The sequence below is a fragment of the Cupriavidus necator genome (assembly GCF_013141915.1).
In the GTDB taxonomy this organism is placed as follows: Bacteria; Pseudomonadota; Gammaproteobacteria; order Burkholderiales; family Burkholderiaceae; genus Cupriavidus; species Cupriavidus necator_B.
This window is the reverse complement of record NZ_SROX01000001.1, coordinates 401172-426271: the sequence shown is the minus strand read 5'-3', so window position 1 is coordinate 426271 and position 25100 is coordinate 401172. Positions and strand designations below refer to the sequence as shown.

Genomic DNA, 25100 nt, shown 5'->3' with positions numbered 1-25100 from the left:
CATGCGCGCTTGGATCTCGATGCTGGATGCCATTTCAGGAATTCGCAACTTGGAGACCACACTACTGGATGCCCACCAATTCCGGCATCGGCGGCGTCGTCGGCCGCAGCCGAATGCTCTTGAGCAAGGCATCCAGCCGTGGGCGTGCCTGCTCATAGGGCGGTGCATCCATCGTCAGCTTGGGGTAGGCAGCACGCGCTGCAGACTCCATCGTCACCTCGATGGTCGGCAAGATCTGCGAGCCCGCCCAACCGGCATATCCCGTATAAACGTGATAGCCCTCCCGCGGCGGCTGGCCTGGACGCTTGGCTTCCACTACGATGCCGCCCTGCTCCGAGGTCAATGCACCGATCTTGGCAGGTCGGGGACCTAAACGCTGCTTCACCGTGGTGTTCTCAGGTAGTTGGCTCAGGATGCCGGTTGCCGAGCGACCCGTTGCATTCAGGATCGTGGTCTCCGATGCCCCACCACCGGGAATCGAGGCAACGCTGAGCGTGTAGATGACTGCAGGATTATCGGCCAGCCGGAAGGACGTGGAGATCTTGTTGCCAAAGGTGCCGTCGTCGCGCAAGAACGCATAGGGCAGGCAGAAGCCTCGGTCCTTGGGAATTTCGTAGAGGTTGCGGGGTTGGAGTTTGCCGATCAGCTTGCGTATGGCGTCTTCAGCCATCGCCCATTGCGCTTCGGTGGGCTCAACATAATTCTCGAAGCCTTTCAGCATAGATTGGAAAGCGACAATGTGCTTATCCAACACAATGGCGCCGCGCAGATATGGCTTGGCGGCCTTGAGATCAGCGCGAAGCGCCATACTATTAGGACGTCCTAGATCGATCGCTTTCTCATATTGATCAGCTTGGATATCTGCCAGTTCCTTCTCTAGTGCAGCACGATCTTTTGCCAAAGTTTCCTTAATACCAGGCCCAAGAAGCTCCGGCCGTCTCTTGTACATCTCTTCGTATTCTTTCTGCCGCTTCAAGGCGTCCAATAACCCACTGAGCGATGCGGCTTGCATGCGGGTTCTGTACCCAAGAAATTCCTCGCGCAATTCAGGGCTAACTGGCCCGTACACCGCGAATATTGTTCGCAATTCTCGGGTTTCAATCTCAATATAGCCCTTACCCGTTCCATTCTCGAAATGCTGCGACAAATTCTCGAACACTCCTTGATGACTCGTCTTTCCGGGAGTGGCCCATTCTAATGTCGTCGCCACAGGAACATCGAAGGTCAACCGACCAAGGCATTCGGCCCGAAGCCCATCGCTGGAAATATACTCGGGCGCGGTAGCTTTCATCCGATCTTCTCTGGTCGGGTTGGGTATTTCTACTGGATGGCCAAAGCGATCAGTACCGGTCGTCGTTTTAGACTCTTGCGCCTGACCACTCTGTCCGCAGGAAATCAATGCCATTACAGCCATCAATATGGCCTGACCTCGCAAGCCCAGAGTAAATATTTGCATTTTCATCAAAATCAATCTTTGGACTAGGTGTCGGCTCGACCAGATTGCGATGGATTCACCGATGCAGTTTGCAGCCCCCAGTTTACTTCCCCCTCCGATTCAACATGTGCGAGCGTGGTCAGATTCATTTTGGAGTCATTATTTTCCCCGACTGTCCACATAAGCGGTAGGGATACAATGAATCCACGTACACCACTGGGCATGATTTCGGACAATATCTGCTTCGCATCCCACGTAAAGCTCTCGTCCCTCGGACGCGCCTCGCGCCAGAATCGCTCGTTAAATGGCATGTAGCCGCTGAGCCTACCATGGCTGTCATCCCAAGTAGGCCAAACCGAGCTGTGACTTTTCGACCTGGGCACATAAGGAAAAGCTCTTTCATAAGCTTCGGCATTAGTCTGCGCCACTTTCTGAATAGCTTGCCAAGTTATAGGATCCCCAGGCCCATCAAGTACATGGGACATGCCCAACTCCGTAGCCGGCGCAACATTACCCATCAGCCCAAAATGCTTTTTCCACAATGCCTTGCGCAAACTATGCGCTAACGTGCCGACCGGCTGCGCGAGCTGACCATCCACGCGTACAGATAATGCCCTATCATCATGAATGACAACCGCTAATTCAGAATCTCGGTCACCTAGTTGGCTTCTATCGTTGATATTTGCACTGCCTAATACTACAACACGATCGTCTGCGATCAGCAGCTTGCTGTGAACATAGATCTGCTCGGTTACAGGTCTCCGATTCAACACGTCCCAGTTACGCAAGTTGAGTAGCGTCAGATATTGTTCCCATTCTCCCGCCCGGATGTTCCGATCGAGATATTCTATCTTGGCGTTTTGCGCCGCTTCCCTCGCCTTCTTCACCTCCATCTTCCGCTCACGCACATACTTCATCGCCAACAGCGCGCGCCGGATCCGATTCACCAGACTGTGGCTGCCAAACACCAGCGACTGCATCGTCAAATGCTGCTGCGTCATGATGTTGATTGTGTCCAGTGTCCCTTCTGGATGTACGGGCAGCACCATGTAAACATGGAACGGCTTGCCATCGTAAATGGCACGCGTAATACGATCACCCAATGCCTTGCAAATCGGATTCGTCAGGGACTTCTGAGACGGCCCCAGAGCGGCAAAGCCGGCAATTTGCGCCTGCGTGGCCATGACCCGCTTCAGGTCATTGACAAAATCGGCACCGCCGCCCTTGATGTCGCGCTGGACATCATCGATCTGGCTCCATTTGAGGGACTTGTAGATCTGGCCCGGCGGCACGCCAAGAATACCGAGCTGCGCGGCGTACTTTTGATATCCCGGTGAGCCCTTGACGTCCATCAACGCGCGCATCGGCCCTGACATGGGCGCACCGCCGCCTGCCTCCTCTTCCCCGATCATCGTGCTCCCATGATCGGACTGAAAGAACTGGCCCTCAATATAAATAAAATGCGATGCGCCCTCGATGTTCTTCAGCATTGCGCTCAGGCAGCCGCTTTCCGCTACGCTCGGGGTAGTCTTTTCCGCCTCGCCGGCAGCCTCGGCTGCCCTCATCTTTTTCGGGGCGCTTCGGAGCACCTGGACCCAGCATGACCCCGGCAAAGTCTTCGATCGGACGGGCCGGTGTGCAGCCCCGATGCGGGGTGCCTTGAGACGGGCCGTGATGCCGAGTTGTCGCAGCAGCGCGTCGACCGTCCTGCCATCGCTGCGCTCATACTGCAGGGCCACGCCATTCCAGCGCCGTACGAAATTGCGGCTCAGGTCATAAACCGATGGCCCTTCGATTCGGCAATGCACGTCATGCCAGGGCATCCGGGGCTGTACGTTGCTGTCATGGCACTTTCCGCCGGCTGGCAATAGCTTGCCGAGCTTCTCCAGGTTCGCGTAGCACTGCTTGCGCTGGCTGCCTTCGGCCTGCAGGGCGAGCACCAGGCGCATGACAAAGGCCTGGATCGTATCGGCTGTATTTTGCAGCAAGCTGGGCGGCAAACTGTCAAGGGTGGCGCCATTCAGCCAGGCCATCAGTGCGGTGGTTGCATCGGCCAATTGCGCGCCGCCGTATTCGCGCAATTTTTCCACCTTGGTCTGCAGGGTTGCGCCCAGCTGCTGATAGGCCCACTTGCTGGCATCGGCTGCGGTTTCCTGGGCTACGTCGATGACCTTGTCCTGGGCTTTTCGCACGAACTCCGGCACAACGTCGCTGGTGACCCACCAGTCAGAGATCTGCTTGTTGACGTCCTTGACCTTGTCGCTCGCCGCGGAATATACGTCCATCGCGCCAGCCAGCGGCTTCATTGGAGCAGAAAGCAGGAATTGCGCCGCACGGCCGGCCTTGTTGTCGAAGCAGGCGGCCACCAGTTCGGCGCGTGTCAGGTATGCCGTTTGTTCTACGCTGCTCAGGCTATGGATCGGCGGCACGCAAGTGTTATAGAACTCGCTGCCCTGCCGCCCCTCTGCCTTGAGCGAATACTTGCCATCGTCCCGCCTGCCGTAAGCGAGGTCGATGCCGCCCACGAACGCAAACTTGTTGTCGATAACCACCAGCTTCTGGTGGTGCGAGAAGGCAATGCCCAGGGCGCCAGGCTGATCGCACTGCGACACCGCCGGCAGGACGAAGGCGCGGGGCGCCGGCAGACCGGCGTTGAGCTGGATCACCGTTAGCGCGGTTTCCAGGTCTCCCGTGTCGACGCCAACCTTGGGAGACATCCAAGGCATGACATAGACACTGGCCCCGTTCTTGACCGCAGTACGCAAGCAGGTCCAGAGCGTTTTCTTGCCGGTCAGCACGACATCGAAATTCACTTGCCAGCCGGTGATGAAAACACTGGACCGCGCCCCCTCGATCGCCGCCGCAACGTTGTCGAAGTACTCGGTGCCCGTGACAAAGAACTGCACCGCGTTGCCCTTCAAGGGCTCGGAGAAAACATCCTTGTCGTGCACGAAGCAGCCGGGCGCGGAAGTCGCCGTCTTTGCGGCCTTCTGGTCTTCACCAAGGATCTGATACACCTGCTTGTCTGGCGCACCCATAGCTTCTTATTTACTGAGTTTCTTGTAGATCTGATTGGACGACCCGGCGGCGAGCGCATCGCGCGCATAGCGTAGCCGTTGCTGCGTATTGTCGTCCGACATGGATTGCGGCAGTCCACCACTGAAGTCACCGGCATTGAGTGCGTGGCGTGCTGCCTCCGCATCCGTCCACGCCGGATCCTGCTCGGCAACGTGCACGCGTACGGTCTGGCCGGGATATACCAGCCAGGTATTGGCTGGACTGGCGCAATAGGCGCGCGCAAGGGCTTCCTGCTGGGCCTGGCTGAGTGTCACGTTACCGTCAGCATCGGTGACTCCATGTGCCACCAATTCGTCGTCACCCACCATGCCGAGTCCCAGCGGCGCCTCCCCGACAGCGATCTTCCAGGGCGCGTGTGCCAGCGCGTGCCCCCCTTCACCCGGGGTATTTGCCAGGCGCATGCGGAACTCCATGGGCTTGTAAGGCATCGGGGCTTGGGGAAACTCGGGAAGCGGGTAGGCAGTATTCACCGCCCCCTCAAACTTCCTCTGCGCCGCCTTATAAGTAATCGCCCCCGGACACTCCACCGTAATATTCCCGCCCTCGATCAGGATCGAAGCTCCACCCGCGGTGGCAATGCGGATCCGCTTCGCCGCGGCGAAATCCACATTCATATTGGCCGACACCACGATCAAATCATCCCGCGCCGCCAGCTTCAGCAGATCGTGCTGCGCCTGGATATCGATATCATCCTCGCCCGCCGTCAGCTGCAGGCCAATGTTGTTATCCCCCGCGCCCAACAACCCCGCGGCCACGCCGATCGCCTGCCCCGCATGGACGCGGGCCTGGCCGGCAACCGCGATGTTGCTGTCCAGGCCGCTGGCCAGCGCCACGCTTTCGCCGTTGGCGATCTGCAGGTCCTGGCCGGCGACCATGGCCAGCCCGGCCCGGCCGTTCAGGTGCACCATGGCCACGGCCTGGTGCGGGACCTTGCCTGGGGTCGTGGTGTTGCCACCGGAGGCGTCGTCCTTGGCCGTTTCCAGCGATTGGCCGTCGACCATGCCGGACGCGGCCTGGGTCTGTTTCGGCAATGGCGCTTCGTCATCCTTGCCAGTCGACAGCGCTCGGGCCTGGTGCGTGGTCGCGCCCTGGCTCAGGGTCTTGACCAGGTCGCGCGCCTGGCGCAGCAGCGCGATGCCCGCGGCGTTGTCGCCGGTTGGCAGGGCCTTGCCAGTGGCGGCGTCGCGGTAGGTGGTCAGCAGCAACCCGGCCTGGCCGCGCACGGCGGCGTGGCCGTCGGTGCGCAGCTCGAAGCCCTGGCCGCGGAAGCTGCCGCGGCGGTTGTCTTGCTGGTGGATCAGGTGGCCGAGGTTGAGCTGGGTTGATTGCAGCGTGGTCGCCAGTTGCGTGCGCAGCTGGTTGTCGCTGTCGTCCAGCACCAGCTGGTTATAGCCCTTGCCACCATGTTCCTGGCTCTTGAAGCCAGTCAGCGCAGCGGCATTGCGATGACCGTCCGGCTGGGCGCCCAGGCCGTGCCAGGCGGGGCTGTTGCCACCGGCGAGGTTGCCTTGCGCGCTGGCAGCGCTGTCCGTGCCCTGCGCGTACAGAGACTGGCCGTCGCCGCCCGCCGCTGCGGTTTTGCCGCCGGGCGTGGGCGCGTGACCGGCTTCACCCTGGCCGTTGTACAGCGCGCCGATGACGAACGGCTGGTCGATGTCGTCGTCGGCGAACTTGACCAGCACTTCCTGGCCGATGCGCGGCAGCCACTGCCAGCCCATGCCAGGGCCTGCCTGGCGCTGTGCGACGCGGATCCAGCGGCTGCTGCGGTCGTCGGCGCGCTCGCCGCGCTGCCAGTGGAAGCGCACGCGGATCTCGCCGGCGGGGCTGGCGTGGTGTTCGGCGTTGCCTTCCGCCTGGGACCGGCCACCGGGACCGACGACGATCGCGCTATGTACCCCCAGCGGGCTGGGGCGGCTGTAAAGGCGTGGACAATCGACGTCAAGCACGCAGGCGCGCCATGGGCGGCGGGCGTCGATGGCGCGGAAAATGGCGGCGTAGCCCTGCTCCCGGGCGGCTGTCTGCAGCGCTTGGGTTGGCGCCAGGCGCACCGGCTCGGGAGCCGACGGCAGCACGCCCAGCAGGCCGGGCGTTGCCACCGCGGCGTCCGGTGCCACCGGCGGTGCTTCGAAACACAACGCTGCCTCGAGCGGCCCCATGCGATCGGCCAGCGCGGCGCTTGTGTCGGCGGCCAGGTTATTGATGCCGCAGTGCTCCACCGCGTCGAGCAGCAGCGGATAGCCCGCCGCATCGTCGTCCTGCAGCGGCAGGTGCGGGCAGCCGATGACGGTCAGGCGCATGCCGCTGCGCAACGTGCGCACGGACGCACGGCCGGTGAACAGCAGCGCGCGGGCCTCGACGGCTTCGATTACCTGCTCGGCGACACGCTGCGCGCTCGCCGCGTCCGGCGCCAATGACAGGCTGACGGACAGGTACGGATCCGGGCTCACCGCTCGGCCCGTATTGCCAACGTAGCGTGCCGGCGCATGGCCGCGGATAGCCCGCTTGGCCTCCGGGTCCCATGCCGTCACCGCCACGCCGCCAACGGTCGCGCGGGTCTCGCACGCCAGCTGCTGGATGGCGTCGGCCGATTCCTGGCTGTGCGCACGATGGAAACGAATGCCGCCGCCCGCGGCGGATTCTTCGTCTTCCGGCAACTGAGCGCTGTCGGCAAAGATCACCACGGCATGCCCGCTGGGCGATTCGTCGTCTTCGACGACGGTATAGCCCAGGCCGGCCTCGGCCAGCAGGCGCGACAGGAAGTGGTAGTCAGTCTCGCGGAACTGCGCGACATGGGCGCGCTCGCCGATGGTGGCTATGCGCGCTTCAGCACCTGCCGCGTAGCGCCATTGCGCGTGCGGCGCATAGGGCTGCAAGATGGTCTCGATGATGCTGTCGAGCTTGCGGTTCTGGAACACCTGGCTATTGCGCTGCTGCGTGGTCAGCCACAGCCACGGCACCACCGTCAGGCGATAACGTGCCAGGCTGCCGTCGGCGCCGAGCTTCTCGGCCTGCCGGATCAGGCCGGTGCGGCGCGACTGGCCGCCACCGGCGAGCGTGGTCAGCAGTGTGACCCGCTGGCCGAGCAGGCTGTCCAGCGCGATATCGGCATTGGCGCTGACCGCGACGATGCGCGACTCGCCCAGCGCGGAGACGCCTTCCCGGCCGATCCAGGCTTCGACGGCGAGCTCGCCGAGCGCGCCTTCACCTTCCAGGGCGTACAGGCGGTGAGCCGCGCTGAAAAGATGTTGATAAAGAGTGGTGACATCCATTCGCTGTCCGTTCGTGCAGCTGCAACTGCTTCAGGGGCCGACATGCCCGCGGAACCACCGTTGCTGGCGCCCGCCTTGGATTGCAAGCACGGTGTGGCGCATGCCGGGCAACCACACCGATTCTCTGTACTTGGATTGAACCGTCGCCGGGTTCAGTTGCGCGCCTTGGCAGTAGACCGCGTGCTGGCCGTCGCCGTGCTGATCGGCTTGCCCTCCGGTTGCGACAGCAGTGCGGCCAGGACTTCGGCATCGGGGTCGCCCGCCGTGGCAGGTGACTTGCGACGTGTTGTTTTTGGCTTTGCCGAAGTGCTGGCCTTGGCGACGGCTTTCTTCTCTTTGGTGTTCGCAGCCGTGCCCGTAGCACTCTTTTCCAAGGACGTCGTCGTCTTTGACTCCGATGTCTTTTTGGTACTTTTGCCGAATTCGGCAGTTTTTGGCCTGGTCACGGCTGACTGGCTACCGAGAGAGGTCAGCGCGGCCAGTGTGGTGGCCCCCGCGACGGCTCCGGCTGCAGCCGCGCCATCCACTTTGCCGAGCCGATCCAGGGCGGGGTCACTGCTATCGGCATCGACGATCGTTGCGGGCTGCGGCTGTGCAGTCTCGGCAACCGATTGGGCGGATTCCGTTGAGGCTGCGGAAGCGACCGGTGCCGATGCTTGGGCATTGGCCAGCGCCTCGCCAGGCGCTGCTGCGTCAGCGCTGGGCTGTGCCGGAGCCGCCGAACTGCCCGCCTGCACCGATACGGGTGCGTCGGCGCCCGGATCCAGCCACAGCCACCCGGCCACAGCCGCAGCGGCAACAGCGACCAGGCCCGCGCCAAGGTAGCGCCCAGTCGGCTTCCTGGCCGGAGCCTTGGCCGCCATCGGCACGCGGCCTTCCAGGCTGGCCAGGATGCGGGTCTGCCCGGCTGCGCCGGCATCAGGCTCGCTGCCGAACAGCGTTGGGGGGCCGGACGGCTTCACATCGTCGCTATTGCTCATCTGTCATCAAGAAATTTGAAATAAAATGCGCGGCGGACGCTACCGGCCGGATTTACAATTACCGACCCGTTGTGTCATATATGTCAGATTCGATCATTTTGGCCTTAGACTCCCGGATTCTACGGCTGGCCTCGTCGAAAGACAAACCCGATACGAGGCACGTCCCCCTGGATTGAGATTACATCGAATACAGATGTAAAAAATACTGAATATGCTGAGTGCCCTTGTGCAGCCTTCGCCACGGGGGGCGCAGCCAGCTAGGTCAAGCAGGAAAGCATGGTCTTTGTCGCACTGGTCCTCTATTTCGTGTTGATGGTTGCCGCTGCTGCCGTGCTGCTTCTTCCCGCAGTACGGCAGCGCTGCTTTGCGGTGGCGCGCTCGCAGTGGCGCCGCTTGAGCACCAGTGCGGCGTCAGCGGGCTCGCAGTCGGCCAGTTCGATCCGCCACTCGGTTGGCAGCGCCACCACGACGCTGGCTTCAGCCCGGGACTTCCTGGCCAAGCGCCGCGCGCTGGTGCTGGCAGCGGCGGGCGTGGTGACCCTGCCGCCGGTGCTGGCGCTGGCGTTGCGTCACCGGCAGGTCTTCCAGTTCGAGGACGATGACGGTGTGCGCGAGCCGGATCCGCAGATCGCCGCGTTGCTCAATGGGGAGCGCCTGGTGCCGCCGCTCCCGCTGCCGCCTGAAGTCTTCACCACGCGCGAAGTGGAGCTGATCCGCCCGGCGATCCGCGAAGCCAGCCGGGATTGGGATCAGCTGGATGCCGAATTCAGGCAGCGGCTGCTGCTGGTCTACAAGGTCATGCGTGACGAGCACGGCTATGAAATGGCGCTGCTGGAGGGCTACCGCAGCCCGGAACGGCAGGCCCGGCTGGCCGCGATGGGCAGCCATGTGACGCAGGCCGGTGCCTACCACAGCTACCACCAGTTCGGGCTGGCCGCGGACAGCGCCTTCTACCGCGACGGCAAGCTGGTAATCAGCGAGAAAGACCCGTGGGCCATGCGCGGGTACGAGTTGTATGGCCGTGCCGCGGAGTCGGCCGGACTGGTCTGGGGCGGCCGCTGGAAGATGATGGATCTCGGACACGTCGAGCTGCGGCGTCCGGGTGTGCTGGGCAAGCGGCCGGCACAGCAATAACGGCACGGTCGCTCCGCAACGGCGGGGCTGCCAGATACATGAATACCGGACCGGCAGCGGTTGCCGGTGCAATTTGGGGAGAGCGTAGTGGCACGTCCTTTCATTCTGCTGGGCGACAAGACTGACCACGGCGGCGTGGTGATCACAGCCTCGGGCAACACCAGCACCAACGGCAAGGGCATTGCCTGCGTGGGAGATCGTGTCACTTGCCCTCGCTCGGGCCATGGCGGCACCACCGTCATCGTTACCGGCGACCCCAACGTGATCATCGACGGCCGCGCCGCCGCGCGGCACGGCGACAAGACCGCTTGTGGCGCAACCTTGCTGTCGAGCCAGGGCGTGACCGGCAGCCAATGAAGTCCCGGCAGCGAACGGCCGTTTCAAACGCCCTCCCGCCGCTACTCGACACGAAACCATGTTTCCAAGACTGATCAAGTCCACGCTGATTCTGTTCGCGGTATTCGCCGTGGTGTGGGTCGCGACCATTGCCTGGTGGCAATCGATCAACCGGATGCCGACCACCACGGACATCGTCACGCATTTGGTGCTGATGCCGGCCGGCATGGTGGCCGCTTACCTGGCCATCAAGCGCGCGCTGGACGGCATCCGCACCAATGTTGCGGCCGCCAGCCAGCCGCCTTCCACCGTGGCGGCAGGGGCCGCCGACACTGTCGCGGATGGCGCCCAGCCGGAGTCCAACGACCCCACCCGTACCTGGCGCGCGGCGCTGCTTGCCAGCGCGGTGCGCACGCCCGCCGGCAATGCCCCCGATGCCGTGGTGGAGGCCGCCAAGGCGGGCAACCGGCCGGGCCTGGTTGCGCTGGATGGCTTGCCCGGACCTGTCTTTGCTGCCCAGGTCGAGTCGCTCGATATCGACAGTCTGCGCACCGAATTCGCGGCCCGGACGCCCGATCTTGCCTGGGATGACGAGGCCTTGCGCGCGCTGGCGCTCGCCACCGAGGTAACCGAAGAGCTCGCCATGCAGGCAGCGGTTTACGCGCCTGCCGGCCACGACATGGCCGTGCCGGACAGCAGCGCGCCGCTGGTGGCCACCATGCTGCTGCCGCGCGGCTGGCCGGAAGCGCGCCAGGCCGCTGCCGGTGACTGGCTGCGCGAGCGCTTGTCCCAGTACTGGCCAGCGGCCCGGCTCACGCTCGAAGCCACGGCCGCGCGCGGCGACGGCGACGCGCTGCTGTTGCTGGATCGGGCCACCCAGGCCGTGAACCGCCCGGTCGACGGCCAGCCGGCGTTGCGCATGCTGGTCGCCGCCGATTCGCTGATCGGCGCCAATGCTGTCGAGGCGCTGGAACAGGAAGACCAGCTCTTCAGTGCGCGCTGCCCACATGGCCGAACCCCGGGCGAGGCCGCCGCCGGCGTGCTGCTGGGCGCGCACCAGCCTGCCGCGAGCGCCACCGAGACAGGTTCTGACGGCGATGCCGACGCAGATGCCCAAAGCGCGCCGATCCTGATTACACGCACGGCGATGGCACGCCTGGACGCGCCTACGGCCGACCGCGGCCAGCCACGACTCGAGGCGCTGGCGCAGGCTGTCACGCAGGCGATCGAAACCATTGCCGGCAAGGCCGAAGCCGCGCCACAGGATGCGCCCGAAACCGCGGCGCAGCCCGGCAACGCCCCTGCGGCCGTGGCAACGATCGTCACGGACACCGGCGTCCACCCGGTCCGCACCGTCGAGATCGCCCAAGTGGTCAGCACCCGTTTCCCGACCCTGGACCCCGTCGCCGACCTGTTGGCGCTGGGCCTGCCATGCGGCCACGCCGGCGCTGCCGGTGCGCTGCTGCCGGTGGCGGTGGCCCACCAACTGGCGCTCGATGGCGGCCGACCCGTGCTGGCACTGAGCGCCGGCGACGCGCACCAGCGCGGCGCCGTCGCGATCCTGCCGGCGTGATCCAGCGCCAGACCTGCCGTGACCTGCCCCTGACCCGAACCGCGCCCCCAAATCCCGTATTGCTCCCGAGCCAAAGGCAACATGCATCGCATCCTTAACTTCCTGACCCACACACGCACGCTATCGGTGTTCGGCGTGGTCGTGCTGACCGTCTTCCTGTTGCTGATGGCGCAGACTTTCGAGATCGGCCTGGCCTGGGTCGCCATCGTCCTTGGGGTACTGCTGCTGGCGTGGCTGGCCACCTACCTGTGGAAACGCTGGCGCGCGCGCCGGGCAAGCGGCAAGCTCGAGGGCATCCTCGAGCAGCAGGCAGACATGGCCGCCAAGGCCGCGCCGCCCGACAAGCGCGACGAGGTCGAGGCGCTGCGCACGCGCCTGGCCAGCGCCGTGAAAACGATCAAGACCTCGAAACTGGGGCAGATGTCCGGCAGCGAGGCGCTCTACGAGCTGCCCTGGTACATCGTCATCGGCAACCCCGCGGCCGGCAAGAGCACGGCCGTGCTGAATTCGGGCCTGCAATTTCCGTTCGCCGACAAGAACAGCGCCGTGATCCACGGCATCGGCGGCACGCGCAACTGCGACTGGTTCTTCACCACCGAAGGCATCCTGCTCGACACCGCCGGCCGCTATGCCGTGCATGAGGAAGACCGGCGCGAATGGCTGGGCTTCCTGGACCTGCTCAAGCGCTATCGGCCCAAGGCCCCGATCAACGGCATCGTGGTCACGGTCAGCATTTCGGAGCTGACCCAGAACCGGCCGGAATTCGCCATCAACCTGGCAAAGAACCTGCGCCAGCGCGTGCAGGAACTAACCGAGCGGCTGGAAGTGTTCGCGCCGGTCTACGTCATGTTTACCAAGGCCGACCTGATCACCGGCTTTACCGAGTTCTTCGGCGACAACGAGAAGCAGGAGCGCGACCGGGTCTGGGGCGCCACCCTGCCCTTCGCCCCCGAAGAACGCCGCGATGTCGCGGCCGTGTTCGACCAGCGCTTCGACGAGCTGTGCGACGGCCTGAAGGAAATCAGCGTGGCGCAGATTGCGCAGCACCGCAACGGCAAGCTGTCGCCGGGGTTGCTGAGCTTCCCGCTGGAGTTTGCCTCGGTCAAGCCGACGCTGCGGGCCTTCCTGGTCACGCTGTTTGACGAGAACCCGTTCCAGTACAAGCCCGTGTTCCGCGGCTTCTACTTCACCAGCGCGGTACAGGAGGCCAGTACTACCAGCGTGTCGGCCGAGCGCATCGCGCGCCGTTTCGGGCTGAAGCTGGAAGGCGTGGCCGGCCACCGCGAGGTGTTCTCGAAGAATGGCTTCTTCCTGCGCGACCTGTTTTCCAAGGTGATCTTTGCCGACCGCCGCACCGTGCGCCAGTTCGCCAGCCCCGCCAAGACACGGCTGCGCTTTGCCACGTTCTTCGGGCTGGTGCTGGTGCTGGGCCTGCTGCTGGGCGGCTGGACCTGGTCGTTCCTGGGCAACCGGCAGCTGACCGCCAATGTGCAGGCCGATCTGGACAAGATCGTCAAGATGCAGCAGAACCGCGTGGACCTGCAGGCGCGGCTCGAAGCGCTGGACATCCTCCAGGACCGCATCGAACAGCTCGAGCGCTTCCGCGCCGATCATCCGCTGGCGCTGTCGCTGGGCCTGTACCAGGGCGATACGCTGCAGCACAAGCTGCTGGACGAGTACTACAACGGCTTGCGCCAGGTCATGCTGAAACCGGTCGGCGGCGCCATCGAAACCTTCCTGGCGGAAGTCAACGCGCATCCGGACCAACTCGCGCCGATGGTGCGACCGCCTGAAACCGGCGCCGTGACGGCGACCGCGCTACCGTCGTCAGCGCCCGCCTCGGCGCCGGCTGCCACGTCAGCCACGGCCACCACCACCACGCCCGCTGCCGGCAAGCGCTACACCGACGCCTCGCCCACCAACGTGGAAGACGCGTACAACGCGCTCAAGACCTACCTCATGCTGGCCGACAAGCGCCACGTCGAGGTCGCGCACCTGACTGACCAGGTGACCCGCTTCTGGCGCGGCTGGCTCGAAGACAACCGCGGCAACATGCCGCGCGAGCAGCTGATCCGTTCGGCGGAACGCAACCTGTCGTTCTTCCTGGCCCGCGTCAATGACGACAACTGGCCCCTGCTGGAAGGCAACCTGTCCCTGATCGACCAGTCGCGCGAAAACCTGCGCCGCGTGGTACGCGGCATGCCGGCGCGCGAACGCGCCTACGCCGAGATCAAGGCGCGCGCTTCCACCCGCTTTGCACCGATGACGGTGGCCCGCATCGTGGGCGACACCGGCGCTTCCGTGGTGGCCGGCAGCTACGCCGTGCCCGGCACCTTCACGCGCGAGGCCTGGCTTGGCTATGTGCAGCCCGCCATTCGCGAAGCGGCCAGCAAGGAGTTGCAGAGCAAGGACTGGGTACTCAATGTCGCCGCGCGCGATGACCTGACCCTGGAGGGCAGTCCCGAGCAGATCCAGAAGACGCTGGTCACGATGTACAAGACCGAATACGCGCGCGAATGGCAGCGCTTCATGCAAGGGGTGACCATCCAGGACTTCGGCAGCTTCGAGCAGGCCGTGGCCAGCATGAACCTGCTGGGGGACCCGGCCAACTCGCCGATCCGCAAGGTGCTGGACACCGCGTATGAGCAGACCTCGTGGGACAACCCCTCGCTGCTCAATGCGGGACTGAAGCAGGCCAAGTCCGGCATGCTCGACTGGTTCAAGCGCCTGATCTCGCGCGGCACGCCCTCGCAGGTCAGCGTCAATGTCGATGTCAGCGGCGCCAACAGCGCGGCCGGCGCGATCCCGATGGGCCCGGTCGGCAAGGAGTTCTCGGGCCTGGCGCGCATCGTCGTCATGCATGACAACAACTCGATGCTGCGCGGCTATATGGAGTCGCTGTCCAAGGTACGCACGCGCTTTAACCAGCTCAAGAACCAGGGTGATCCGGGTCCCGGCGCGCGCCAGCTGATGCAGCAGACGCTGGATGGCAATGGTTCGGAGCTGTCCGATGCGCTCAAGTATGTCGACGAGCAGATGATGACCGGCCTCACCGACAGCCAGCGCCAGGCACTGCGGCCGCTGCTGGTGCGGCCGCTGCTGCAGTCGTATGCCGTGGTGATCCGCCCCGCCAGCGTCGAGATCAACAAGGTCTGGAACGCACAGGTGTACCAGCCGTTCAGCCAGACCCTGGCCACCAAGTATCCGTTCGCCTCGGATGCCAAGATCGAAGCCAGCGCGGCCGAGATCGGCCAGATTTTCGGGCCGGAGGGCGCCATCGCCAAGTTCACCACTGCCACCGTCGGGCCGCTGTCGGTGCGCCGTGGCGACATGCTGGCCGCGCGCACCTGGGGCGACCTGGGCCTGACGCTGGCACCGGAGTTCACCACCAACTTCACGCGCTGGGTGGCGCCGCTGACGGGTGGCGCCGCCGGCGGCAATGGCGGCGCCACGGCCGCGGCGGCCCAGCAGACCGTATTCCAGATCCTGCCGACGCCTGCGACGGGCACTACCGAGTACACCGTCGAGATCGACGGCCAGCAGCTGCGCTATCGCAATACACCGGCGCAATGGGCCAACTTTGTCTGGCCTAACCCGCAGGGTTCGCCCGGCGCCAGGATCACGGCTACGACTTTCGACGGCCGCTCCGTCGAACTGCTCAACGAACCCGGCCGCTTCGGCCTGGAGCGCCTGATCGCCACCGCGGCGCGCAAACGCCGCCCGGATGGCGCCTTCGACCTGACCTGGAGCCGCGACAACATCGCGGTCAGCGTGGCACTGCGCATCATCAGCAGCCCGCAGACGGCAGGCAATGCCAGCGCTTCGGACTCGCCGCAGAGTCAGGGCCTGCGCGGCCTGCGCCTGCCAACCGCGATCGCCGACGCCAATGCGCCCCTCAATACCGCCACGCCGCCAGCCGCTTCGCCGTCGACGTCTCCCGCGGCGCCTCCGTCGGCACCCCCTGCCCCGAACCCCCAGGCCAGCGCGCAGGGCAGCGCGCAGGCCTCGGCCCATGTCAACCAAGGAGGTACGGCGCAATGAGCCAGCCGACCCAACTGCAGCTGTCCTATTTCGGCAAAATTCCCTCCCGGGGCGACTTCGTCAAAAGTGCCAACAACACCCAGCTGCTCGATACGCTGGACCGCTGGCTCGCGCAGGGCATGGAACTGCTGGCCGAGGATCCGGCCTGGAAGGCTTGCTATGACGCCTGGAAGCCCACGCACTTCGCGTTTCTCGGCTCGCAAAGCAAGCTCGCCATTGCGGGTGCGCTGATGGCCAGCAGCGACTTGTCTTCGCGCCGCTTCCCGTTCCTGACGGCAGCGGCGATGGAGGTGGAGCGCCCTCTGCAATTCATCGCGCGCAGCCCGCTGGCCCTGGCCCGCCTGTGGACGCGCGCCGGGCAACAGATGCATGCCTTGGCTCAGGCGTCCGATGCGACCGAAGGGCTGCAGCAGCTGAGCCAGGCCCAACTGGGCGTGGAAACCGGCGCCGGCGCCCAGACGCACGACGCAAGCTTTGCCGACTTCATCGACTTCCAGACCGTGGCCGGCCTGGAGCACATGCTGGCCGGCCACGGCCAGCACGTACGCTTGCGCCGCACGCTGCTGGCGCTCGGCATCCTGCTGCAGCCGCTGATGTCGTCAGGCTCCTCGCACCTGGAAAAAGGCCTGACCTTGCCGCTGCCTGCCGACCCCCTCTACCGCAGCCTGGTGGCGAGCTTCTGGCTGGAGCTGGTGTCGCGCTTCCTGCACCGGGCCGATTTCGAACTATCGATTTTCCTCGGGCAGATTGGCGGCAACGAACGGCTGGTGATCGGCTTCAACGGCGCCTCGTCACGTACGCTGCACGGCGTGATTTCGCCGCTGGCCTATGCCGAGCAGAACATCAATATCGATGACCCGGAATGGGTCGAGCAGCACGTCAACGGAGACTACGGCATGGCCAAGTTCGTCAGCTACATGGACCAGCCGCAGCTGTCACTGCGCCTGGCGCTCGACACCTTCCGTGAAGTCTTTGCCGGGGAATGAGCATGGGTTTCAATGCAGTATGTAACCAGGCAGCCAATCTCAAGGCTGCCTCCGCTACCGTTGGGGCGCGCACGCCGGCGCTGGCCGCGGGATTGCTGGCCGCGCTGGCGATGCTGCCCGCCCATGCCGCGCCGGGCGACACCGTCCCGACCACCGCCACCACGCCGGCCGCGCCCGCGGCGGCCGCTTCAGGCCGAGTCGTTGCCGGCGGCGCCGTCCCTGACGAGGCCACCAAGGCCAGCGTGCTGGCACGCCTGCGCGAGTTGTACGGCAGCGCCAACGTGGTCGACCAGATCGAAGTGGGCAACGTAGTATCTCCCCCGAACTGGTCGGCCAATGTGCAGAAGATTCTCTCGCCGCAAATCAAGCAGGTCAGCCGCGGCCAGCTCAGCATCGACGGTACCCAGGTATCGGTGCACGGCGACGTGCGCAACGAGGCCCAGCGCCAGCAGATCGCCAGCGACATGGCCACCGGCCTGGGCCAGGCGTATACGGTGAAGAACGGCCTGCGCGTGCCCGCTTCCGAACAGAACCTGCTGGACCAGACCCTGGCCAACCGGATCATCGAATTCGAGACCGGCGCCGCCACGCTGACGCCCAAGGGCCGCGCCATCCTTGATGAAATGGCAGCGGTGCTGCCGCGCCTGAGCGGCCGCAAGATCGAGATCGTCGGCCACACCGACAATTCCGGCAGCCGCGCGCTGAACCTGACGCTGAGCCAGGCACGCGCGGAAACAGTGAAGAACTACCTGATCGGCAAAGGCGGCGAGCCCGGCATGCTGACGGCGGTGGGCGTGGGTCCGGACCAACCCGTGGCGCCGAATGACAAGGAGGAAGGACGGGCGAAGAACCGGAGGATTGAATTCCGGGCCGGTCAGTAATCCGGCATTGCTGCGATGTACGCCGGCACATCGACACTGCCGGCGTGACCTGGAATTACGCGTCGTGATCAGCCGAAGGATCCGCGGTAACGCCGAGCAGCTCCTCGATCTGCGACAGCGTGGCATCGTCCTTGACCACCGTACGCAGCCACGCGTGCAGCGGCATGTCGCCCCACTTGGCAGCGCGTGCTGCCAGGTAAGCCACCGGGCTGTGCGGTTCCGTGCGTCGGAAAAAATCCGCCACCTCGCGCAATTGGGCCAGCGCCTGCGCACGCGTGCGGATGGGGCCGGACTGAACGGCGTCGGCAGCGCCCGCCGACACGCCTGCGTGTCCGTTCTGGGTATGCGCGGACGGAGCCTGATTCACCTCTGCGCCGGCGGGCCGTTCCACCGGCTTGCCGACAAAGCGCTCCACCAGCATACGCACCGCCTCCAGCGCCTCGCGCGCTTGGCGGAAGCTCGGAGCATGCTCGCCGGCCCGCTCGTCCAGCACATCGCCGAGCCGCTTCAACGCTGCTTCGCAGGACACCAGGTCGGCATGCAGCGCCGTATAGAACGCCGCCGGCGTCTTCTTCCGCGCCGCCTCGAACTGCTCCTGGCTGACCTTGCCCTGTGCCAGTTCGTCCGCCTGCTCCGGATCGCGACGAATCGCTTCCGCGAGGTGCGTCGCGACTTCCCAATCGACGTATGTATAGCCACCCGCCGATTCATCGACCAGCGGAATCTCGCGAATCAGCTGGCTCGACCGCCCCGCCAGCCACGTGACGCTGCCGGTACGGTAATCGACATCGTCAGCTTCCATCACCGGGTGCAGGTGTTCCCAGTATTGGCCGCAAAGCTCGGCTGTCAGCTGATATCCGTCGCGCAGCCCGGCAAAACCCCTCTCCTTGGAAAGTGCTTCGGTCAACCAGACCGCGAGTCGCAGATCCTTGGTGCGATCCTGCAACAGCGAGGTGGCGATGCCGATCACCTCGCGCCAGTCCGCCTCCTTGATATCCGTTACCCAGTCGCCCTGGTCCAGAGATGGATCGTCAGCGCGGCGCGCCTCCTGGATGCGGTCGAATTCAGCGGAAAAGAGCAGGTCTTCGCCGCAGGGCTGGTCGCCAGGAAGCGGAGCGAGCAGGCGGTCGAACTGGAGAGAAGCCATGGTGGTCAGTCAGCCTTGGAAACAAGGGGTAAGTGTACCGTTGGAGGTGCGGTAAGGCCATGGGCGTGGAGCCAGAGCGGGGATTTGCAACCTACCCACTCCTATATGTTGCACCCAGTCCAGGTTTCGAAGCGTGGACCTGTTGGCGTTCGGCGTCGCCCTGACCTATCCCGCGTAGATTAGACTGTGGATCCGAAAGCTGCGAAGTGACGGGGCCAGGTTCATTCTCTATCATCTGCTGCTGGTCCTGGTGACCGCATTCCTCGCGCTGATCGCCGGCGGAAATCAGCCTTCACTGACCAGGATGGTGATTCCCGCGCTCGTAGGTGCCGCCGCACTGCCCGTTGCAGCGATTGCCGCGCTGCGTGGCAACCGGCGGCTCGCCGTTACGAGCCTGGGCAGCGCCGCCATATCGCTGCCCGTCGGCGCCGCCCTGTCGTGGGTCATATTTGTTGGTGCGGCGCTTTGGTGTATGCGCGGGGGGATGTAGCTGGTGTGCCACTGAGTGCGGGTGCCGATCGGATCAAGCGGCAGTCCCGTCTGGACCAAGCCGCTCCCTGCGCTCGGCATCGTATTCAAGGGCCATCTTCACAGCGTGTTACCGCACCGCGGCTGGTACTGCCATCCATGCCGACGGCGAAGGTATCGCGCACCATGCGTTGATCGTCCAGGACATTGCAACGCAGATCGAAGGTGTAGTGGCTTTCACTCCCAGCGGCCGGCCTTGAGCGGCCGACGTAGAAGTAGGCTCTTCCCAAGGTACGGTCAGCACACCGCCCCGACCGTTGTGCCGGAAGACGTAGACCATCCTGTTCTTGCTGTTGAAGCGGATTGGGTAGTGGGTGTAGCAGAAGAAGTCTTTGAGCCAGATGAATTTGATTACGCAGAGCGTAAACACCAACCGCGCGGTGAGAAATATCCAATCGGCAGCGATGAAAGCTGCATCCCGCGCTGTGCCATCCTCCCGAAGTGTGTACATCGTTGATGCGATATGACCGGCGAATGCCAGACCCATGGCAACAAATGGTGTTGCTCCCATGGCCGCCCGACCGCGCTGCAGGAAGTGTCTGTCTGTCCACATATTCCACGAACGTGGAATTCATGGCCAACACGCCGTGATCGTTGGGTGGAAGAATTGACGCCAGTTGCTTGCTATCCAGATATTCGGCTACTTCGTATTCACGTAACGGCCGGTTCAACTTATAGCGGGTCAGCCAACCGGCGTATTCACCTTCTTTCATGTATTGGCCATCAACATGTTCGCACAGGCCGCACATCAGCCTCGTCCTAATCCAGACAACCGCGCTATCGCGCCATGGCCTCATCAAGGCCCTGTGCGGTTCCCCAGCATCGCATGAACTCCACCTCATCCTCGTTAGCGAGCTTGCCTTCTGCGCGATACACCATTGCTGTCATCACAGCGCCAGCCTGCACGGGCCGCTCCTCTGGCTCTCCAATGCCAGAATCGCTCTCCCAGTCCGTCGGAAAGCGCGCCCACGAGCAAGTGGATTGCGCCAGGGCCATATACAGGGGCAGATAGAATGACACATCCATCTCCAACCTGCATTGTGCAGCGCTTGGCATGCCGCAATAGGTGCTGTAGGCAGGTGGCAGATAGCGCGGCACTTGTTTGAACGACGCCGGGGCATTGGGTGGAATCACATCGACCGAAGGGCCTTCCTCCATATATTGGCGAATGTACTCCCACAGGCCTGCGACTCCCTCCGGGTAGTAGGCGTTTGTCGCGGACTCGATAAATATGACGTCCTCGCCTTCTGCAGATGTATCGTCTGCATTAAATGGAGGGTGGTAAAGAACCAGAGGTTGAGCTTGCTTGTAGCGGACAATTTTGGGCTCCATGCGTGCGGGAAATGGCTTCAGCACAGCCTCTAGGCGATCCCATGGGAACACCTTGTCGCCACCACAATAGCCAGGTCGCAATACGTAGACCTGGCGAGTCTTGCGGTTGAACCGGACACGGCCGCGCAACGGGCTGAAGAACGCGGTACGCGCACCCAGGCCAACGAACATCATGACGACGAGAAACACGAAACCGGCCACGAACAACAACATGACCGTCCACCCCCCAATCACCAGCGGAAGCATGGCCGATTCATAGGGTTCGTTCCAGCCGAGGAAAAACACCCTGCCAAACAGCAGCGGGTGAAGCGCCAGGCCGTACCAGACCCAAATCGTGAACAGACAACCAAGCAGTACCAGCAGCGCCCAGGACGTCACCATGCTTTGCACGCCGAAACCAGGGTTGGCAAGTTCCAGATAGGCTTCGTTCTGCGCATAGATGCAACGGCCGGGGATAAAGACGCCCTCGGCAGGACTATTTTCATCGACGCGCCAACGACGCTGTCCGTCGATGTTCAATAGCTGCCGGCTTTTTGCGATGGATCGGCGCCTGGCGCGTGCGTATTCGTATTCGCGACCGAACATAAAAATCCTTAAAAATCCGTCCCTGCTTATCCACCCTGCAATTCGGCTTGGGCGTTCGCCAGTTGCTGCAAGGTGTCCTTTAAATTATCGTGGATGGGAGCCTTACGGTCCTTGTTGCGTAATTTATTCAACGGATTGTCCTGCAGCCAGTTGACCCACGGCTCATCGCTCAGTGCCCAAATGGCAATGATGGCCACCACAGCGACCACAGCACCAATCAAGCCGAACACTGCGGCTGCAGCTGCCCACCCAGCCGAAATGCCGGCTGCCGCGCCACCAGTTATCAGCGCCACGATACTTGCTCCGGACCCCGCTATGGTAAAAAGCGTGCCGACAGCGCTGACAATCTGTGCCAACATCAGCCCATACTCCTGCCGCTGCGCCGACTTGATTGCATCCATCGAGTCCAGAACCATGGAGATCACCGCTGCCGGCGCAAGGAACTTGAATGCCGTGACGCGCAGGGCTTTGAGATGCCGTAGCTGCAGGCCTTCAAACGTACTCCGCATTCCTGGCGCCGTGAACAAATCGTGAGCTTTGACACTCTTATAGATCGTTTCCTCATATGCCTTGGCCCGCCAATCCATGACGCTGCCAATGCCTTGCAAGAGGCCACCGACCATGTCGGTCCCGCTTCGGGCATCCAATTTTGCGCCAAACTGGACCCCTTTGATGATGCCTTGCGCAACGTCCAAAACCCCTGCGAGCGCCGAGGCACGTACGTTGGGAACCGCCTTCGCGACGTTCGCCGAAAGTCCTCTTCGAACTCGCACCGTCGCGGCGTTAGTCGCATTCCTTAATCGATCCTGATCTGCGCGCGCCAGCTGTGCGGCGTAACGTTCGGCAGTGCTGCCAACCGTTGCAACAGCGGTCAGCGAAAGAAAGCGCGTTAGTGCCACTTCAGCTCGCGCTACCGGCATCCCCTGCACGGTCTGCACCATCTTTACACTCATCAGGCTGGCCACATGCGCCGGCCACGCCAGTTTCTGCAGCCTGTCGCTCTGACTGATAGACGGAAACTCATCCAGGAACGACAAGGCCTTGTCGCCCAGAGCAACACGTGCACCAAAAGGCTTGAGCAAGTTGGCTACCTTATCCGCCAGCGGTGTCGTTGGTTCGACCGCCGGGAGCGTCGCATTACTCTCTCCCATGATTTCCTGCATAGCGGCCTTCAACGTGGCATTCCCCCGCGTTAGCACCAAGGACAACGGCTTTCCATCGACAAGCTTTGCATTCTTGATCCATGCGTGGCCGGCCCCGTTGCTCTCCGTCCCCGCAAGCGCTTGCGCTAGTTGCTTGGATAGGGCGGCTCCGCCGCCAGCGGAGCCGATCCGGTCATCAGTTCCACTGTAGCAATTTGCGGCCGTAAGCAACGCCTGGCTGTTCAACCAAGCGACTTGGTCCTGACCGAGCTTGGAGCGACGTTGGGCGTCCAGCTCAACCTGCCTGCGCTGCTCCTCAAGGATCTCCTTCCCCTTTGCCTCGTCATAATACTTGGCGTACTCCTCTTCGCCGGCAGCTGCGGCGCGCGCCCGCTCGCGGGCCAATTGTTCCTCGCGCCGACGCAACATTATTTCCTGTTGCTGCCGCCGCGTTGCTTCGTCAGGATAAATCATCGGCGGCATACGCTGAATGACCTCCATGCGCCGTTTGATATCGGCCTCGGTGCGAGCAACGGTGCCTTCCTTAATTAGCTTTCGGAGACTCTGGGCGGCGACTGCGGTCTGGCACACCCACTCATTGTTGATACTCTCGTGAAGGCCGTTCACACTCCTCGCCTGCCAGGCGGTGTACGCCACTTGTGCTTCGGCTTGTAAATGCCCAAGTTCCTGTGTAATCCCGAGCGGGTCTTCGCAGGCAACGACCGCCCCTTTGCCGGACATCAGCATTTCGCGCATGGCCAGTAGCCGGGTTGCATGTGCGAGGCCATAGGTCGGCTGCTTGACAGTCATGGCCACCGTTTCCGTCGCTCCTGTATTGACGGAGTCGATCGAATAGACCGGCATCTCAACGTCTTCCAGATAGTCGCCCCAGCCGCGCTCTTTTGCATTGCTGCCCATAAGCCCGTACAACAGCGGCTCGCACGCATCGCGGACTTTGAGTTCGTTGGAAAACGCTCCATAGTCCAGCATATCCGCGTACAACTTTTCTGGCTCCGCAGTGTCCTTCTGCGCATGATTACCTGCGAACCAACCTTTCGCGTCGAAACACTGCATGTAGGTATCGAGCTTCGGCTCTACTTCACGCTTAAGGTGCCTGGGGTCCAGCAGATCCGGGTGAAACATGTACCAGACCCTCGTCACCTCGTTTGGCTTGTCGATCCAGACCAGACCATTGTTTGCCTGGCGTGGCCCGCGGGCGCATGCGACTTTCACCCTGGCCGTAGCGGGTAGCATGACGTCGAACTTGTTCAGGAATCCTTGTGGATGTACGGCATAGCCCTCCCATTCCTTGCCGCCTGCTCGCTCTATGCACAAATATAGGTACCCTGCACGCAGCATCCGTAAATTGTAAACGGCCGTTTCCAGTTTAATGCCACCCGGGCTAGCCTGCAGCTGACCCTTTGGCATATAACGACGTAGCAGTTCCATGGCGGATGTCTGCGAATGGTAGGCAACACCATACCGGCCAAACAGGATCGGCAACCCTGTACGAGAGCAATTTGAGCACGGCGTCTTGCAAGGCTGACTAGCTGTCATGGGGTATTCCTCTCCTGTACTGACTCATGAAGCAGACTACCAAACGACGCTTGCGGGTCCGCCTCCATCCGCTGCAGGACTGCAGCAAGGCCTTCGCGCAACCAGGGCTGATCCCAATTCAGCGGTGCAGATCCTGTACGTGCTCTCCAGCTTTCTTTCACAAACGCTTCAAGGTTCTCGCCAGCCAGACCCACGGCGATACCTTGAGCCAGCATGCGATCCATCGTAGATCCATCGGGTTGCAGCGCTACGCCGACTCCATCGCCTGCCAGCGTCTGCCATACCTTCCCTGCGATTGGGGACGCATCGGCCCAAGACCATTGCCTGTCATCCAGCAGATGGCTGGAGCACATGGAGTAGTCAGCCTCCCGCGTATGCGGCCTCAGTACTTTCTGCCACGCAGGCACCGCTGTGACTGGTGGGATGCCGTCTATCAATTCATCGGGATCCCATGGCTCCCACGGCTGCACCAATGACCACCAAGAATCGATCGGGCCCATCCAGGCATTTTGTTGCGCCATAGAAAGGTGACTCCAGAGTCGCTGCATAACGCGCGGATCGTGATAGCGGAACAGACGCGCGGCCTCTTCTTTTCCCCGCATCTGGAAGCCCAACCTGAGCAAATGCGCTGCGATGGCATGTCCAGAAGCACGGCTTAGTAGCAAACCGCAAAACGGCTGCGGAACCATCCGCTGCCTGGCGGCGAGCCAAGCCATTGCCACCTGGCTCGTCAGCCATTGCTGTGCCTTGGCCTCGGCGAGGGAATCTGGTACTTCGCGTTGCATGGTTTGCGGCAAAGGAACCAGGCAAGGCGCGCTATTTTCTCTGCCTTCGAAGAAGGGATCGGGCACAGCAACCCTGGCGTCTGCATGCTCCGGGAAGTCAACCTCGAAAGCTTCGCCCATGGGATTGTCTAGCCAACTGTCGAGCAAGAGCCACGCCATCGGTGCCTCACTGCTGTCGTCGTTCTCTCGTGCTTGGCAATGCCCAGCGAAGACGCGCACCAGAGCCAGCGCCTGCAAGTACAACGAAGTTCCAGGTTGTGCGAGGTCGGATAGCATTGGTAACCGGTAGTGTTTTTTGATCAGTGCGCACG

General features: G+C 63.1%; 16 protein-coding genes. 7 read left to right on the top strand and 9 right to left on the bottom strand.

Translation table 11 applies throughout. From position 1 onward, the window contains the following. Positions 1-61 precede the first annotated feature (61 nt). The 4 genes from E5S69_RS01945 to E5S69_RS01930 all read right to left on the bottom strand — a co-directional run bounded on the left by E5S69_RS01945 (position 62) and on the right by E5S69_RS01930 (position 8762). Positions 62-1462: a T6SS immunity protein Tli4 family protein gene (locus E5S69_RS01945; RefSeq protein WP_171513322.1), complete on the bottom strand. Its 1401-nt coding sequence runs from the start codon at positions 1460-1462 to the stop codon at positions 62-64. A gap of 17 nt (positions 1463-1479) precedes the next feature. After that, a complete protein-coding gene (locus E5S69_RS01940; protein ID WP_171513321.1) occupies positions 1480-4473 on the bottom strand; it encodes a phospholipase D-like domain-containing protein in 2994 nt (997 codons plus the stop codon). A 6-nt stretch (positions 4474-4479) separates the two neighbouring features. Then, positions 4480-7782: a type VI secretion system Vgr family protein gene (locus tag E5S69_RS01935; protein ID WP_171513320.1), complete on the bottom strand. Its 3303-nt coding sequence runs from the start codon at positions 7780-7782 to the stop codon at positions 4480-4482. A gap of 152 nt (positions 7783-7934) precedes the next feature. Then, positions 7935-8762 carry a hypothetical protein gene (locus E5S69_RS01930; protein WP_171513319.1) on the bottom strand — a complete coding sequence of 276 codons (828 nt, stop codon included), beginning with the start codon at positions 8760-8762 and terminating at the stop codon, positions 7935-7937. 276 nt (positions 8763-9038) lie between these two features. Between E5S69_RS01930 and E5S69_RS01925 the strand changes: the two genes are divergently transcribed. The 6 genes from E5S69_RS01925 to E5S69_RS01900 all read left to right on the top strand — a co-directional run bounded on the left by E5S69_RS01925 (position 9039) and on the right by E5S69_RS01900 (position 17713). Next, positions 9039-9896: a M15 family metallopeptidase gene (locus E5S69_RS01925; RefSeq protein WP_171513318.1), complete on the top strand. Its 858-nt coding sequence runs from the start codon at positions 9039-9041 to the stop codon at positions 9894-9896. Positions 9897-9983: 87 nt separating this feature from the next. Beyond that, positions 9984-10253 (top strand): PAAR domain-containing protein, encoded by a 270-nt coding sequence (locus E5S69_RS01920; RefSeq protein ID WP_115664769.1) that lies wholly within the window; start codon positions 9984-9986, stop codon positions 10251-10253. 58 nt (positions 10254-10311) lie between these two features. Then, on the top strand, positions 10312-11805 hold the full coding sequence (locus tag E5S69_RS01915) for a hypothetical protein (protein WP_171513317.1): 1494 nt from the start codon (positions 10312-10314) through the stop codon (positions 11803-11805). Positions 11806-11886: 81 nt separating this feature from the next. Further along, complete coding sequence (tssM, locus tag E5S69_RS01910; RefSeq protein ID WP_171513316.1) at positions 11887-15846, top strand: type VI secretion system membrane subunit TssM; 3960 nt, start codon at positions 11887-11889, stop codon at positions 15844-15846. After that, entirely contained in the window at positions 15843-16832 is a 990-nt protein-coding gene (gene tagF / locus E5S69_RS01905) for a type VI secretion system-associated protein TagF (protein WP_171513315.1), read from the top strand. Before tssM ends, tagF begins: the two co-directional genes overlap by 4 nt. Positions 16833-16942: 110 nt before the next feature. Continuing rightward, positions 16943-17713 carry an OmpA family protein gene (locus E5S69_RS01900; RefSeq protein ID WP_236901215.1) on the top strand — a complete coding sequence of 257 codons (771 nt, stop codon included), beginning with the start codon at positions 16943-16945 and terminating at the stop codon, positions 17711-17713. Between the two features lie 55 nt (positions 17714-17768). On the opposite strand, the gene tssA is transcribed toward E5S69_RS01900, so the two are convergent. Beyond that, complete coding sequence (tssA, locus tag E5S69_RS01895) at positions 17769-18860, bottom strand: type VI secretion system protein TssA (RefSeq protein ID WP_171513314.1); 1092 nt, start codon at positions 18858-18860, stop codon at positions 17769-17771. Between the two features lie 250 nt (positions 18861-19110). Here tssA and E5S69_RS01890 point away from each other — a divergent pair, with 250 nt between their 5' ends. Next, positions 19111-19350: a hypothetical protein gene (locus E5S69_RS01890; protein ID WP_171513313.1), complete on the top strand. Its 240-nt coding sequence runs from the start codon at positions 19111-19113 to the stop codon at positions 19348-19350. Positions 19351-19435: 85 nt separating this feature from the next. On the opposite strand, the gene E5S69_RS01885 is transcribed toward E5S69_RS01890, so the two are convergent. From E5S69_RS01885 to E5S69_RS01870, 4 genes are all read right to left on the bottom strand, one after another. Next, positions 19436-20101 (bottom strand): hypothetical protein, encoded by a 666-nt coding sequence (locus E5S69_RS01885; protein WP_171513312.1) that lies wholly within the window; start codon positions 20099-20101, stop codon positions 19436-19438. Between the two features lie 64 nt (positions 20102-20165). Continuing rightward, positions 20166-21305, bottom strand: a complete 1140-nt coding sequence (locus E5S69_RS01880; RefSeq protein WP_171513311.1) for a DUF6708 domain-containing protein — start codon at positions 21303-21305, stop codon at positions 20166-20168. A gap of 26 nt (positions 21306-21331) precedes the next feature. After that, complete coding sequence (locus E5S69_RS01875) at positions 21332-24004, bottom strand: T6SS effector BTH_I2691 family protein (RefSeq protein WP_171513310.1); 2673 nt, start codon at positions 24002-24004, stop codon at positions 21332-21334. Continuing rightward, positions 24001-25026: a DUF4123 domain-containing protein gene (locus E5S69_RS01870; RefSeq protein WP_171513309.1), complete on the bottom strand. Its 1026-nt coding sequence runs from the start codon at positions 25024-25026 to the stop codon at positions 24001-24003. The genes E5S69_RS01875 and E5S69_RS01870 overlap by 4 nt, the downstream gene beginning before the upstream one ends. Positions 25027-25100: the final 74 nt, after the last annotated feature.

What these genes read in the sequence shown, in the direction of transcription:
- E5S69_RS01915 (WP_171513317.1), top strand. Translation starts at nt 10,312, where the DNA reads ATGTTTCCAAGACTGATCAAGTCCACGCTGATTCTGTTCGCGGTATTC.
- tagF (WP_171513315.1), top strand. Translation starts at nt 15,843, where the DNA reads ATGAGCCAGCCGACCCAACTGCAGCTGTCCTATTTCGGCAAAATTCCC.
- E5S69_RS01875 (WP_171513310.1), bottom strand. Translation starts at nt 24,004, where the DNA reads ATGACAGCTAGTCAGCCTTGCAAGACGCCGTGCTCAAATTGCTCTCGT.
- E5S69_RS01940 (WP_171513321.1), bottom strand. Translation starts at nt 4,473, where the DNA reads ATGGGTGCGCCAGACAAGCAGGTGTATCAGATCCTTGGTGAAGACCAG.
- tssM (WP_171513316.1), top strand. Translation starts at nt 11,887, where the DNA reads ATGCATCGCATCCTTAACTTCCTGACCCACACACGCACGCTATCGGTG.
- E5S69_RS01925 (WP_171513318.1), top strand. Translation starts at nt 9,039, where the DNA reads ATGGTCTTTGTCGCACTGGTCCTCTATTTCGTGTTGATGGTTGCCGCT.
- E5S69_RS01935 (WP_171513320.1), bottom strand. Translation starts at nt 7,782, where the DNA reads ATGGATGTCACCACTCTTTATCAACATCTTTTCAGCGCGGCTCACCGC.
- E5S69_RS01900 (WP_236901215.1), top strand. Translation starts at nt 16,943, where the DNA reads ATGCTGCCCGCCCATGCCGCGCCGGGCGACACCGTCCCGACCACCGCC.
- tssA (WP_171513314.1), bottom strand. Translation starts at nt 18,860, where the DNA reads ATGGCTTCTCTCCAGTTCGACCGCCTGCTCGCTCCGCTTCCTGGCGAC.
- E5S69_RS01930 (WP_171513319.1), bottom strand. Translation starts at nt 8,762, where the DNA reads ATGAGCAATAGCGACGATGTGAAGCCGTCCGGCCCCCCAACGCTGTTC.
- E5S69_RS01880 (WP_171513311.1), bottom strand. Translation starts at nt 21,305, where the DNA reads ATGTTCGGTCGCGAATACGAATACGCACGCGCCAGGCGCCGATCCATC.
- E5S69_RS01885 (WP_171513312.1), bottom strand. Translation starts at nt 20,101, where the DNA reads ATGAAAGAAGGTGAATACGCCGGTTGGCTGACCCGCTATAAGTTGAAC.
- E5S69_RS01945 (WP_171513322.1), bottom strand. Translation starts at nt 1,462, where the DNA reads ATGAAAATGCAAATATTTACTCTGGGCTTGCGAGGTCAGGCCATATTG.